General features: G+C 72.5%; 7 protein-coding genes. 2 read left to right on the top strand and 5 right to left on the bottom strand.

The window, feature by feature from the left end; all coding sequences use genetic code 11:
- Positions 1 to 69 precede the first annotated feature (69 nt).
- Positions 70 to 1,074 carry a LuxR family transcriptional regulator gene (locus KBY47_RS11915; RefSeq protein ID WP_210921010.1) on the bottom strand — a complete coding sequence of 335 codons (1,005 nt, stop codon included), beginning with the start codon at positions 1,072 to 1,074 and terminating at the stop codon, positions 70 to 72.
- Positions 1,075 to 1,215: 141 nt separating this feature from the next.
- Positions 1,216 to 5,067: a S8 family serine peptidase gene (locus KBY47_RS11920; protein ID WP_210921011.1), complete on the bottom strand. Its 3,852-nt coding sequence runs from the start codon at positions 5,065 to 5,067 to the stop codon at positions 1,216 to 1,218.
- A 422-nt stretch (positions 5,068 to 5,489) separates the two neighbouring features.
- Between KBY47_RS11920 and KBY47_RS11925 the strand changes: the two genes are divergently transcribed.
- Both KBY47_RS11925 and KBY47_RS11930 read left to right on the top strand, forming a co-directional pair.
- Positions 5,490 to 6,704, top strand: a complete 1,215-nt coding sequence (locus tag KBY47_RS11925; RefSeq protein WP_210921012.1) for a serine protease — start codon at positions 5,490 to 5,492, stop codon at positions 6,702 to 6,704.
- Positions 6,705 to 6,851: 147 nt separating this feature from the next.
- A complete protein-coding gene (locus KBY47_RS11930; protein WP_210921013.1) occupies positions 6,852 to 8,069 on the top strand; it encodes a serine protease in 1,218 nt (405 codons plus the stop codon).
- A 70-nt stretch (positions 8,070 to 8,139) separates the two neighbouring features.
- Here KBY47_RS11930 and hflX read toward each other — a convergent pair whose 3' ends face one another.
- From hflX to KBY47_RS11945, 3 genes are all read right to left on the bottom strand, one after another.
- Positions 8,140 to 9,633, bottom strand: a complete 1,494-nt coding sequence (hflX, locus tag KBY47_RS11935; protein WP_210921014.1) for a GTPase HflX — start codon at positions 9,631 to 9,633, stop codon at positions 8,140 to 8,142.
- Between the two features lie 209 nt (positions 9,634 to 9,842).
- Complete coding sequence (locus KBY47_RS11940) at positions 9,843 to 11,351, bottom strand: M1 family metallopeptidase (RefSeq protein ID WP_210921015.1); 1,509 nt, start codon at positions 11,349 to 11,351, stop codon at positions 9,843 to 9,845.
- Positions 11,352 to 11,430: 79 nt separating this feature from the next.
- Positions 11,431 to 13,632: a bifunctional (p)ppGpp synthetase/guanosine-3',5'-bis(diphosphate) 3'-pyrophosphohydrolase gene (locus KBY47_RS11945; RefSeq protein WP_210921016.1), complete on the bottom strand. Its 2,202-nt coding sequence runs from the start codon at positions 13,630 to 13,632 to the stop codon at positions 11,431 to 11,433.
- Between the last annotated feature and the right edge of the window lie 25 nt (positions 13,633 to 13,657).

A 13,657-nucleotide genomic window follows, 5' to 3' on the forward strand; every position in this document is an offset into this window, starting at 1 on the left:
GACCTTCTGTTTGACGCGGTGATCGGGTGGGGCCGGGTGACGACCGGTCTCGGACCGCTCGTGATCGGCTCACAACCACCCTTGTCTGGCTGCCTGCCACGCCAGCTGCATCCGCGTCGTCGCTCCGGCCAGTTCCATCATGCGCTGGATGCGGCGCTGGACGGTCCGGCGGCTGAGTCCCATCTGGGTCGCGATCGCCTTGTCGGCGACGCCCGCCGTCAGCAGGGAGAGGAGCCGACGGTCGGTGGCGGTGAGGGGGTCGGCCGCGCCGGAGCCGTCCGTTCCGGAGACGGTTCCGCTGTCGTCGACGACGAGGGGGACGGCGTCCTCCCAGTAGCGTTCGAAGAGGGCGATCAGGGCGGCGAGCAGGTTGCTGTCGCGGACCAGCGCGGCGGTGGGCACCTCCGGGTTGCCGTGCGGCCCGCCGGGCACGAGCGGGCAGATGGCTATGGCCCGGTCGGCGACGGCGAGGCGCAGTGGCAGGTGGGGGACGGCCCGCGCCATCTCCCCGGCCCGTACGCCCTCGGCAACGTTGTCGATGGCGCCGTCGTCGTCGAAGAACGCCTTCTCGTAGAGCACCCGGTAGCGCACCCCGCGGGCCAGCGCCTCGTACTCGGCCCTGTTGCTGCCGGACGGCATCGCCACGTACTGGGCCTTGCAGAACCACAGCATCTCCTCGCGGGCCCCGGCCTGGATCTGCCGGAGGTGCTGGCGGAGGGCCTCGGCGCCGGTGATGACCTCGATGAGCTGGCCGATGTCCTGGCGGCGCATGGTCTCGCGGTAGGTCTCCAGCAGTGCGGAGGCCTCCGCGCGGGCGAGGTCGAGGGCGTCGGAGCCGCGTTGCAGGCGGGGCATGAGCGCCACGTCGGGGGGTGTGGGGCGGTAGTGCGGGGGCAGTCCGTCGCTCTGGCTGACCATGCCCTTGGCCATGAGGCTGCCGAGGATGGCGTCGGTGTCGGTCCGGGGGAGGCCGCTGCGGTCGGCGAGTTCCTGGGCCGAGGAGCCTCCCGCGGTCACCAGCAGGCGGTACACGGTCTCCTCGGTCTCGGTGATCCCGGCAGCCTGGAGCGTCAAGGCGCCCTCCCGCAGTTCGACGCTGTTCGATCACGCCAATCGTTGAACACCGTACAACAATGGGCTGTCGTGGCTCACGGCGTGGGCGTGCGGCCACCGGGTCGGTGACCGCACGCCCGCCCGGGGAGGGGTTCCCGGGCCTCAGCCGCGGTGGGTGTACGCGCGGGTCACGGTCTGACTGACGGAGTTCCCGGCGGCGTCCTTCGCGGTGACGCGGAGGGTGACGAAGGTGTCGCCGCGGAGGGCGGCCGGCTTGCTGACGGTGGCGGAGAAGGCGTTGCCGCCCTTGCTCCTCACCGGGGCCCTGGTGAACGTCCGGCCGTCGTCGTAGGAGACCTCCACGCGCACGCTCACACCGCGCGGCGTGCTCAGTCCGTCCTGATTCCGGACCGTCACACCGAGGGGATACGAGCGGCCAGGGCCCACGGCGTTGCGCACGTCGACGGGCACCTCGTAGTCGAGTTGGAGCAGTGGCAGCCGCTTCGCCTCCCCGGTGGTTCCGGAGCGGAACGTCCAGGAGGTGTCGGTGGCGGTGGCGTGCCGCCATTCCTCGGAGGTGCGGCCGGTCTCCAGGCGCAGCCGGTACTCGGCGTCCGCGGACGGCACCTCGATGTCCCGCCAGGCGTCGGCCGCGTCGGTCAGCTTCTCCCCGTCGCGGAAGAGTTCGAGGTTGGCCGTGTCCGCCGACGGTGCCTCGCGGACGCCGATGCCGCCCCCGCCGCCGCTCGTCAGCCGGGACCAGTGGCCCGCCTCGGCGTCGGTGAACTCGGGGACGCGCAACCGCAGTACGTCCCCTTCGCGCGTGGAAGGTGTCGCGGTCCCGCGCGGGATGGACGGGCGGACCACGGCCCCTTGCCAGGTCTCCTTCAGGTGCTCACCCGCCCGGTAGGTGCGGAAGGTGTCCCGCAGCCCGTTGCTCAGCGGCCGGTCCACGTCCCCGGAGGTCTGGTGGTGCACCACGTGCTGCCACTCGGTGTCCCCGGCGCTGACGTACTCCGTGCGCTCGAAGGCCGTCGGTACGTGACGGGTGTACTGGAGCCAGACGAAGTCCTGGTAGGGACGCCGGGCGAAGCGCTGCTCGGCGGCCCAGGCGTTGCCGCCGTTCTCGGCGTAGACCGACCGTACGACGGCGCTGTTCTTCTCCGAGACGGTGTGGATCACGTGGTGCGGAATGCGCTGCGGGGACACCTGCATGACGTCGTAGAGGTACGGGCTGCGGGCGGTCCCGCTGATCGCGACGGTGGTGGTGCGCTCGCGGACGCGTGCCAGCAGTTCCGCGCCCGCCCCGGCGCCGATCCTGATGGTGGGCAGGTCAAGGCGCTCCCCGTCGGGGGTCCACCGGGACCAGGCGTTGTCCATGAAGTGCACCAGCATCAGGCCGCGGGCACCGGCGGCGGCCGCCTGCTCGGCCAGGCCGACTTCGTCGAGGCCCTCCTCGTCGGTCACGACGGCGAGCTTCCCGCGCGCCCCGCGGAAGTCGGGCGCGGAGGTCGTACCGGCGGCCACCGCCGTGATCCGTTCGCCGCGCTGGTCGAAGAGGGGCGACTGCGGCATGTAGTAGGCACCGAGGTCACCGCTGCCGCCGACCACCGCGGCGTTCAGCAGCGGGGCGACGAGCTGCCAGCGCGAGGCGAACTCGAAGGTCCCGTCGGTCACTTCGGCGGTCGGGCTGACGTAGAGGCCCGCCACGCTGTCGAAGTACATGGTGCCGTCGATCCAGCCGTGCCCGTCGATCTCGCGGTACGTCTGGAAGTGCAGGACACCGCGCTGTTCGGCGGGTCGCGGGGTGCGGATCTCGACCTTGGTCGTCCGGCGGGGGTCGATGACGGCGGTCGTGTCCCTGGTGACCTTCACCTCGGGCAGGACGACCTGCCGCAGCACCTCCCCGGCGCCGGTGCTCTCCATGCCGCCGGAGACGATCTGGTACGTGCCCTCCTCGACCTCGGCCACGGCGTTCTCCCGGTCGGTGTACTCCACGAAGCCGTCCGCGCCCCAGATCATGGGCAACGACTCGACGCGCCGGCCGTCGGTGTCGTAGGAGACGACCTTGAGCCGGTGCACGGGGCCGCGCATGGTCAGGCTCAGCGTGGTGCGGAGGGTGACCGAGCCGTCGGCTGCGGTCGCGGTCAGGTGGCCGTAGTAGTCGCCCTGGTCGGTGCGGAACGGGTCGACGGTGAGCGGGACCTCGGCGGTGGCACCGGCCGGGACGGTGACGGACGGGGCGCCCAGGACCAGCGCTCCGGCGCCGGGTTCGCGCCCGCCGCTGGTCGCCAGTGCGGCGCTGAGGCCGAGTGTGACGCTCCGGCCGGACGTGTTGGTGTAGTGGACGGTCCGCGTACGGGTTCCCGTGTCGCCCCGGTCGTAGGAGCCGAGGGCGAGGGTGCCGGTGGCGGTCACGCGGGCCCGCGCCGCCGCCGCGAGGTCGACGCGTCCGCCGCCCTGCTCGGTGACGCGCTGGCCGGGGACGGTGCGGGCGGTGTTGATCAGGACGTCCTTGATCCGCTCGGCCGTCCAGTCGGGGTGCTGCTGGGCCAGCAGGGCGGCGGCCCCGGCGACGTGCGGGGCGGCCATCGAGGTCCCGGACGCGGCGACGTACGCGCCGTCGACGACCTCGCCCATGGTCGTGCCCGCGGCACGCGCCGCCACGATGCCCACACCGGGCGCCGTGACATCGGGCTTGACCGCGTCGTCACCGGGCCGCGGTCCACGGCTGGAGAACGGGGCGAGGGAGTCGTCCCGGTCCACCGCGCCGACGGTCAGCGCGGCGTCCGCGGCGGCGGGCGCCCCGATGGTGCCCTGGGCGGGGCCCGCGTTGCCCGCGGCGACGACGAACAACGCGCCGGAGGTCTCGGAGAGCCGGTTCAGCGCCCGGCTCATCGGGTCGGTGCCGTCGCTGGGCACGTCGCTGCCGAGGGACATGTTGATGACGTCGGCGCCCTGGGCCACGGCCCACTCCATGCCGTCGATCACCTGGGACTCGGTGCCGTAGCCGTCGTCACCCAGGACCTTGCCGATCAGCAGGTCGGCGCCGGGCGCCACGCCCTTGCGGCTGCCGTCGGCGGCGGCGCCGGAGCCACCGACGATCGAGGCGACGTGCGTGCCGTGGCCGAAGGCGTCGCCGGTGCCGCCGCTGCCGGAGAAGTCGACCGCCGAGCTGATGCGTCCGGCCAGGTCGGGGTGGGCGGCGTCGGCTCCGGTGTCCAGGACGGCGACCTTGACGTCCTCGCCCCGGAAGCCGCTCTTCCACACCTCGGGGGCGCCGATCTGCGCGGTGCTGCGGTCCAGGGCGGCACTCACCCGGCCGTCCAGCCGGACCGTGGGCGTACTGGCGGCCGTCCGGGACAGCACGCCCGGGGCGGGGACGAGCCGCTTCCAGAAGGCGCCGAGGTCCTCGGCGGGGACCCGTACGGCCTCGGCGCCGATGGTCTCCAGTCGGCGTCTGGGTGCCTCGTCGTCCGCCAGTGCGGTCAGCCGCCGCAGGATGGCGTCCGGCACCCCGTCGGCGTCCTCGACGATCAGCGGCAGCACGTCGGTGTGTGCCTCGTCGTAGCGCTGGTCGACCAGCGAGGTCACGTCGAACAGGCCCCGGTCCAGCCGTCCGGCCGTGACCAGTTCGGCCGCGTCGGAGGGGAGGACGGTCAGTCGTCCCTCCTCCTCGATGGTGCGGAAGAGCACGCCCCGGCGGCCCTCCCCCGGCTCCACCGAGGCGGTGCGCCGACCGTCGGCGCCGGTCACCACCGTCACACGGTCGCCGGTGATCAGACGCACCGTGGCGGTGGCACCCGGCCCGGCGCCGACGCCCGCCGACGCGTCTGACCCGGCGCCACCGCCCGCCGACGCTCCCGACCCGATGCCAGCACCCGCCAAGGTGACCGTCGCTTGTCCTGCCGTCGTCGCCGGGCTCTCGGCCGTGCCCGCCGCCACCGGCGTCACGGCCCCGACGGTCAGGGTCAGCCCCGCCGCCACGGTCGCCGCGAGGCGCATCCGTCTCATGAGTGTCCGTGCCTTCCGTCGTACGTTCACGGCGCGTTGACGCCGCGATCCGCGGTTGTCCATGCGGCCGTGCGGTGCCGTTGGTCGCTGCACAGAATCCGTCGTGGCCGGAGGCGGTGTCACCGGTTGCCCGGTGGCACAGGTGCGACATGTCGCAACGGCGACAGCAAACACCCCGGGGCCGCGGCGAGAAGCGTCGCCAACCCGGCAAGTCGGCCCAATCCACGGCTGATTGCCAGGTCAGACGCCTTGTAGCCGAACCGTTGCCGTTCCGTCGGCAGTCACCCACAGCGAGCGCATAGTGTGGGGGGCCGTTCCCGGCCACTGGTGGTCCCGGCCGGTTCGGCGCGTCCGCCGCGCCGGGTCCGCGCGGGGACCGGGGCCGCGGCGCCGACACCGTTCACCTCAGGGGGAGTCACACCATGCGATCCATACGTCCGTCGTTCACCGCTCGCCGGGCCAGGAGCACGCGCCGCAGAACGTCCCCCGTGCTGGCCGCCGTGGCCCTCGTCTCGACGGTGGCGCTGACGGCGACGGCCTGCGAGTCGGGCGACGCGGACGTGGACGCTGCGGCCTCCGCCGCTGCCGGGGCCGACGACAAGTTCCAGCTGCCGGACGACATCAAGGACCGGCTCAAGGAACACGGCATCGACATCGACAAGTGGCGGGACGGCGCCTGGAAGGACTGGTCCAAGGACGACTGGCTGCGCGAGGCCGACGACTTCATCAACCCGATCATCGAGGACCTGTGGGACCCGGACCGGATGCGGGAGGCCGAGGAGCCCGACCAGGAGGTCGACAACGACATCTCCGGCGACCAGGGCGTGACCGACCCGACCCCGGCCCCGGTGGAGGCCGAGGCCGTCCCGGCGTCGTACCACTCCAACGCCCCCGAGGCGGGCAAGGTGTTCTTCGACTCCCCCGAGGGCACGATGGTCTGCTCGGCCACCGTGGTCCAGGACCCGGCCAACCCCGGCAAGTCCAACATGGTGTGGACGGCCGGCCACTGTGTGCACGCGGGCAAGAGCGGCGGCTGGTACCGCAACATCGCGTTCGTGCCGTCGTACAACGACTCGGGCCTGTCGGCGGCGGACCTGGCCGGCGCCACCAAGGAGGAGGTCGCCCCGTACGGCGTCTGGTGGGGCGACTGGGTGCAGACCTCGGACCAGTGGATCGAGCAGGGCGGCGCGACCGGCGGTGACGGTGCCCCGTACGACTTCGCGGTGCTGCATGTGACGCCGGAGGAGGGCGCCGGCGGCAAGTCGCTGGAGGAGATGGTCGGTTCGGCGCTGCCGGTGGACTTCGACGCCCCGGCCGTGCCAGAGGTCGAGAGCATCACCGCGACCGGCTACCCGGCGGCGCCGCCGTACGACGGTCAGACGCTGTACCGGTGCCAGGACAAGCCCGGGCGGCTGTCGCTGAACGAGACGGACCCGACCATGTACCGCATCGGCTGCACCATGACCGGCGGTTCGTCGGGCGGCGGCTGGGTGGCCACGGGGTCGGACGGCAAGCCCGCGCTGGTGTCCAACACCTCGATCGGCCCGGTCACCGCGGGTTGGCTGGCCGGTCCGCGCCTCGGCGAGGAGGCCAAGGGCGTGTTCGACGCGGTCAGCGAGAAGTTCGCCGGTCAGTGACGTTCCGGTAGGGGGCGCGGCGGCGGGTGTGTCACGGAAACCTTCACGGTCCCGCCGCCGTTCGACCCCACCCGCACGGCAAGATGATCCGGCCAGAACATGACACCTACGCGTTCACACAAGCGTTCCAACGGGGGTTACCGCACCATGCGTTCACCATCCACGCCCTGCGCCGCGCACCGCGGCAGGCGGCGCCGTCTGCTCACCGCCGCGGGGCTCGTCGCCGCGCTCGCGCTCACCGCGACCGCCTGCGGCGGCTCCACCGACGACACCTCCGACGGCGACCCTGGAGCCGCGGCTTCCGCTTCTGGCGCCGCGGACGGCGCCGACGGCGGGGTCGCCATCCCGGGCGACATCAAGGACCGGCTCAAGGAGCACGGCATCGACGTCGACGCCTGGAAGGACGGCGGCTGGAAGGACTGGGACAAGGACAAGTGGCTCAGTGAGGCCAAGGACTTCGTCAACCCGGTGATCGAGGGCCTCTGGGAGCCGGAGCGGATGCTGTCCGCCCAGGAGGCCGACAAGACGATGTCGGTGAAGGAGGCGTCCGCGGACCAGGGCGTCAGCGACCCGGTGCCCGCCCCCGTCGAGGCCGAGGCCGAGCGGACGCCGTACCACCAGAACGCGGCCCCGGTCGGGAAGATCTTCTTCGACTCGCCCGAGGGCTCGATGGTCTGCTCCGGCACGGTGATCAAGGACGTCAACCATCCGGGCAGGTCCAACCTGGTGTGGACGGCCGGTCACTGCGTCCACGCGGGCGGGGGCGGCGGCTGGTACCGCAACATCGTCTTCGTCCCGGCCTACAACGACCTCGGCAGGTCGGAGGCGGAGCTGACCGGCGCCGCCCCGCAGGAGATCGCCCCCTACGGCAACTGGTGGGCGGACTGGGCCGCGACCTCCAACGGCTGGATCGAGGGCGGTTCGGCGTCCGGCGGCGCGGGCGCGGCGTACGACTACGCCGTGCTCCATGTGCAGCCCGAGCAGGGCGCCAAGTCGCTGGAGGAGACCGTCGGCGCGGCGCTGGACGTGGACTTCTCCGCCCCGGCCGCGGCCGAGGCCGGGCAGATGGGCGCCTGGGGGTACCCGGCCGCGCCGCCGTACAACGGTCTGCGGATGTTCAAGTGCCTGGACGCGCCGGGCAGGCTGTCGCTGAGCCCTTCGCTGCCGACGATGTACCGCATCGGCTGCACCATGACCGGCGGCTCCTCCGGCGGCGGCTGGTTCCGGGTGGTCGACGGCGAGACCAAGCTGGTCTCCAACACCTCGATCGGCCCGCTGGACAACACCTGGCTGGCCGGACCCCAGCTGGGACGGGACGCACTGGCGCTGTACGAGAACATGAGCGAGACCTACGGCGGTCAGTGACCGCACACCGGCACAACGGAAGGCCCGCCCCTCGCACCGAGGGGCGGGCCTGTTTCCGTGGTAGCCCGGCTCAGAGGGCCGCCGCCGGGACGTACGGCGCGAGTTCCGCGGCCAGTTCCTCGTGCACCCTTACCTTGAGCAGGGTGCCCTCCGCGGTGTGCTCCTCGGAGATCACCTCGCCCTCGTCGTGGGCGCGGGCGACCAGCTTGCCGTGGGTGTACGGCACCAGCGCCTCGACCTCGACCGAGGGCCGGGGCAGCTCGTTGTCGATCAGCGCGAGCAGCTCCGGGATGCCCCGGCCGGTGCGCGCCGAGACCGCGAGGGAACGCTTCTCGACCCGCAGCAGCCGCTGGAGGACCAGCGGGTCGGCCGCGTCGGCCTTGTTGATCACGACGATCTCGGGTACGTCGGTGGCGCCGACGTCCCTGATCACCTCGCGCACGGCGGCCAGCTGCTCCTCCGGGTCGGGGTGCGCGCCGTCCACCACGTGCAGGATCAGGTCGGCGTCGCCGACCTCCTCCATCGTGGAGCGGAACGCCTCGACCAGGTGGTGCGGCAGGTGCCGGACGAAACCGACGGTGTCGGCGAGGGTGTACAGCCGACCGCTCGGGGTCTCGGCCCGGCGCACGGTCGGGTCGAGGGTCGCGAACAGGGCGTTCTCCACCAGCACGCCCGCGCCGGTGAGGCGGTTGAGCAGGGAGGACTTGCCCGCGTTGGTGTAGCCCGCGATGGCCACGGAGGGCACCTTGTGGCGACGGCGCTCCTGCCGCTTGATGTCGCGGCCGGTCTTCATGTCCGCGATCTCCCGGCGCATCTTCGCCATCTTCTCGCGGATCCGCCGCCGGTCCGTCTCGATCTTGGTCTCACCGGGGCCACGGGTGGCGAGCCCGCCGCCCTTGCCGCCGCCCATCTGCCGGGACAGCGACTGACCCCAGCCGCGCAGCCTCGGCAGCATGTACTGCATCTGCGCGAGCGCGACCTGCGCCTTGCCCTCTCGGGACTTGGCGTGCTGGGCGAAGATGTCGAGGATCAGGGCCGTACGGTCGATGACCTTGACCTTGACGACGTCCTCGAGGTGGATCAGCTGGCCCGGGCTCAGCTCACCGTCGCAGATGACGGTGTCCGCGCCGCTCTCGATCACCACGTCGCGCAGTTCCTCGGCCTTGCCGGAGCCGATGTAGGTCGCCGCGTCGGGCTTGTCGCGGCGCTGGATCACGCCGTCGAGCACCAGCGCGCCGGCGGTCTCCGCGAGCGCCGCCAGCTCGGCGAGCGAGTTCTCCGCGTCCTGCACGGTCCCCGAAGTCCAGACGCCGACGAGGACGACCCGCTCCAGACGGAGCTGGCGGTACTCGACCTCGGTGACGTCCTCGAGCTCGGTGGAGAGGCCCGCCACCCGGCGCAGGGCCGCGCGCTCGGAGCGGTCGAACTGGTCGCCGTCCCACTCTCCGTCGATCTCGTGGCTCCAGGCGACGTCCTCTTCCATCAGGGCATCGGCCCGAAGACCTTCGGGGGTGGTGTGCGCGAGGCGCTGTGTGTCCTGGGAAGGGGAAGAAGAGGAGGTCATTGGGTCCTTACGTCGATGGGGATTCCGTTTGCGGTGACGGGGCCGGAGCCGGGGCTCCGGACCTGGTCCGTCGCATTCCACAACGCACGAGCGCCCCGGGAGATTCCCGCGGCCCGTGGCGCGAGGGGCTGGACCGCGCCGCCGACCTGATGATGGTCGCACGGCACGCCCCGTCTCGTCACCGGGTTATCGCCGCTCCCGCTCGGTGGCTAGGGCCTCGCCCTCGACCCGGGGTCCGGCAGCTTGGCCGCCGTGCCCTGCTTCCAGTCCGGGTGCCCCGGCATCGGCGGGGTCTTCTCGCCGTACAGCCAGCCGCGGAAGAAGCCGGTCAGATCGCGTCGGGTGATGTCCGAGGCCAGCTGGACGAAGTCGTCGGTGGTGGCCGTGGAGTCCTGGTGACGGCTCACCCAGGCCCGTTCGAGGCGTTCGAAGGCCGTGTGGCCGATCTCCTGGCGCAGGGCGTAGAGGACCAGGGCGCCGCCGTCGTAGACGTTGGGCCGGAAGATGCCGAACCGGTCGCCGTCCTTGGGCGCCCTGGGGGCGGCGGGCGCTCCCCCGGCGGCGCGCCAGCGGTCGGAGGCGCCGTAGGCGGCCTTCATGCGGGCGGCGAGCGGGCGGTCGCCCTTCTCCGCGGCGTACAGGGCCTCGTACCAGGTGGCGTGGCCCTCGTTGAGCCAGAGGTCGGACCAGGTGCGGGGGGTGACGCTGTCGCCGAACCACTGGTGGGCCAGCTCGTGCACCATGATCGAGTCGACGTACCACTCGGGGAAGGCCGGGTTGGTGAACAGCTCCTTCTCGAAGAGGGAGAGCGTCTGGGTCTCCAGCTCGAAGCCCGTGGCGGCGTCGGCCATGAGGACGCCGTAGGTCTCGAACGGGTAGGGCCCGACCTTCTCCTCCATCCACGCGATCTGGTCGGGCGTCTTCTTCAGCCACGGCTCCAGCTGGGCGCGGTGCTGGGTGGGCACCACGTCGCGGACGGGCAGCCCGCGCGGGCCGGTGCGGTGCAGGACCGTGGAGCGTCCGATGGAGATCTGCGCCAGCTCGGTGGCCATGGGGTGCTGGGTGCGGTACGTCCAGGTGGTGGACTTGCCCGCGCGTACTACGGCGCTGCGCAGACCGTTGGCGACGGCCGTGTGGCCCTGGGGCGCGGTGACCCTGATGGTGAACATCGCCTTGTCGGAGGGGTGGTCGTTGCACGGGAACGCCAGGTGGGCGGCGTCGGCCTGGTTGGCCATGGCGAGCCCGTCCCCGGTGCGCACCCAGCCCCCGCTGCGGCCGCCCTTCGCGGGCACCGGGTCGCTGGTGTGCCGGACGGTGATCCGCATCCAGCTGCCCTCGGGCAGTGGGGCATCCGGCGTGATCACGAGGTCCTGGCCCGCGTCTGCGTACTCGGCGGGCATGCCGTTGACCTCGACGGAGGCGACCTCACCGCGGTCGAAGTCGAGGTTGACGCGGTTCAGCGCGGTGGTGGTCCAGGCGTCGATGGTGGTGACCGCCTGGAGCGGCTTGCCGTTGTCGCCGGAGTAGGTGAAGGCGAGATCGTACGACGCCACGTCGTACCCCGGGTTGCCGAGGTGCGGGAAGAGCCGGTCGCCGACGCCGAGCGGGGTCGGTGGGGCGCTCGCGGCGACGAGGCAGACGGAGACGGCGGAGGCGAGCAGCGCCGCCTTCAGCCGTCGGCGGGTCCTGGGGGTACCGGTGCGGGAGGTGAGCTGCATGCCCCACGGCTATCAGCGCGCGCGTACCGCACGTCGCCGACGCGCGCCGGGCGCACCCGAACGGGGTGCGGGAGTCGGGTCAGGAGGCGGAGGCGGGGTGCTGCGCCCGGCTCACGTCGTACACGCCCGGCACGTTCCGCATGGCGCGCATCAGGGCGGGCAGCAGGGCGGCGTCGGGCAGTTGCAGGGTGTAGGTGTGGCGGACCCGCTGCTGGCTGGGGGGTTCCACGGTGGCGGAGACGATCTCGGCGCCCTGGAGGGCGATGGCCTCGGTGAGGTCGGCCAGCAGATGCGGGCGGCCGAACGATTCGGCGAAGAGCGTGACCCGGCATCCGGCGGTCTCGTCCTCGGTAGCCTCCGCCCAGCGCACGCCGACCTCCGCGCGCCCCGCGCTCTTCATGCGCGCCACCGCCGGGCACTGCACGCGGTGCACGGTCACCGCGCCCCCGCGCACGGCGAAGCCGGAGACCTCGTCGGGGGGTACGGGTGTGCAGCAGCGCGCGAGCCGTACGCTCGCGCCGGGCAGGTCCACCAGTGCGCCGACGGAGGCGGACCGTACGGCGACCGGGTCGGCGACCCCGCCGGTCCGGGAGCCGGACCCGGCCGGGGCGCCGGTTTCGTCCAGATCCCGGGCGGCGCTCGCGGTGGCGGTCTCGTCCAGATCGCGGGCGGGGCTCGCGGTGTCGTTCTCGGCGGTCACCGGGTGGGTCGCGAGCCACCGCTGGATGGCGATCCGCGCGGCGGGGGTGTGGGCGTGCTCCAGCCACTCCCTGGAGGGCTCGGATGCCGGGTCCTGGCCCATCAGGAGCTGGACGGTGTCCCCGTCCCGCAGCACCGTACTCAGGGTCGCCAGTCGGCCGTTGACGCGGGCGCCGATGCAGGCGTGCGCGTCCTCGCCGTACTGCGCGTACGCGGCGTCCACGCAGGTGGCGCCCTCCGGCAGGCCGAGGGTGCCGCCGTCGGGCCGGAAGACGGTGATCTCACGGTCCTGGGCGAGGTCCTCGCGCAGCGTCGACCAGAAGGTGTCGGGGTCGGGAGCCGCCCGCTGCCAGTCGAGGAGGCGGGAGAGCCAGCCGGGGCGGGTGGGGTCGGCGCGCTCGCCGTCGCCCGGATCCTCGGTGCCGGGCGTGTAGGGGTTGCCGAGCGCGACGACGCCCGCCTCGGCGACCTTGTGCATCTGGTAGGTGCGGATGAGGACTTCGGCGACCTGGCCGTCCGGGTGGGCGACGGCGGTGTGCAGCGACTGGTACAGGTTGAACTTCGGTACGGCGATGAAGTCCTTGAACTCCGAGACGACGGGCGTCATGCAGGTGTGCAGCTCGCCCAGGACGCCGTAGCAGTCGGCGTCCTCGTTCACGAGCACCAGCAGCCGCCCGAAGTCGGCGCCGCGCAGCCGTCCGCGCTTGCGGGAGACGCGGTGCACGGAGACGAAGTGCCGCGGCCGGATGAGGACTTCGGCGGTGATGTCGGCCTCGCGCAGGACGGCGCGCATCTCCTCGGCGATCGCGGTGAGCGGGTCGTCGGCGCGGGCCGCGTTCTCGGCGATCAGCTCGCGCGTGTGCTCGTACTCCTCGGGGTGGAGGATGGCGAAGACCAGGTCCTCCAGCTCGGTCTTGAGCGCCTGTACGCCGAGCCGTTCGGCGAGCGGGATGAGGACGTCCCGGGTCACCTTGGCGATCCGGGCCTGTTTCTCGGGGCGCATCACACCGAGGGTGCGCATGTTGTGCAGCCGGTCGGCGAGTTTGATCGACATCACCCGGACGTCGTTGCCGGTGGCGACGAGCATCTTGCGGAAGGTCTCGGGCTCGGCGGCGGCGCCGTAGTCGACCTTCTCCAACTTGGTGACGCCGTCGACGAGATAGCGGACCTCCTCGCCGAACTGCTTCCGCACCTGATCGAGCGTCACATCGGTGTCCTCGACGGTGTCGTGGAGCAGGGACGCCGTCAAGGTGACGGTCTCGGCGCCGAGTTCGGCGAGGATCAGCGTCACGGCGAGCGGGTGCGTGATGTAGGGCTCGCCGCTCTTGCGCATCTGTCCGCGGTGCGAGGACTCGGCCAGGACGTAGGCGCGGCGCAGCGGTTCGAGATCGGCGTCGGGGTGGTGGGCGCGGTGGGCGTCGACGACATGGCCGATGGCGTCGGGCAGCCGGTCGCGGGCGCCGGGGCCGAGCAGCGCGGCACGGCCCAGCCGACGCAGGTCCAGCCGTGGACGAGCCCTCCTGCGGGGGGCTGTTGGCACCACGGGGCCTGGACTCGCAGGGTTTGTGGCCTCCGCACTCATGGGCACCTCCGGCTGCGTGGACCGG

Origin of the sequence: Streptomyces sp. B93 (genome assembly GCF_018070565.1) — a bacterium.
Lineage (GTDB): Bacteria > Actinomycetota > Actinomycetes > Streptomycetales > Streptomycetaceae > Streptomyces.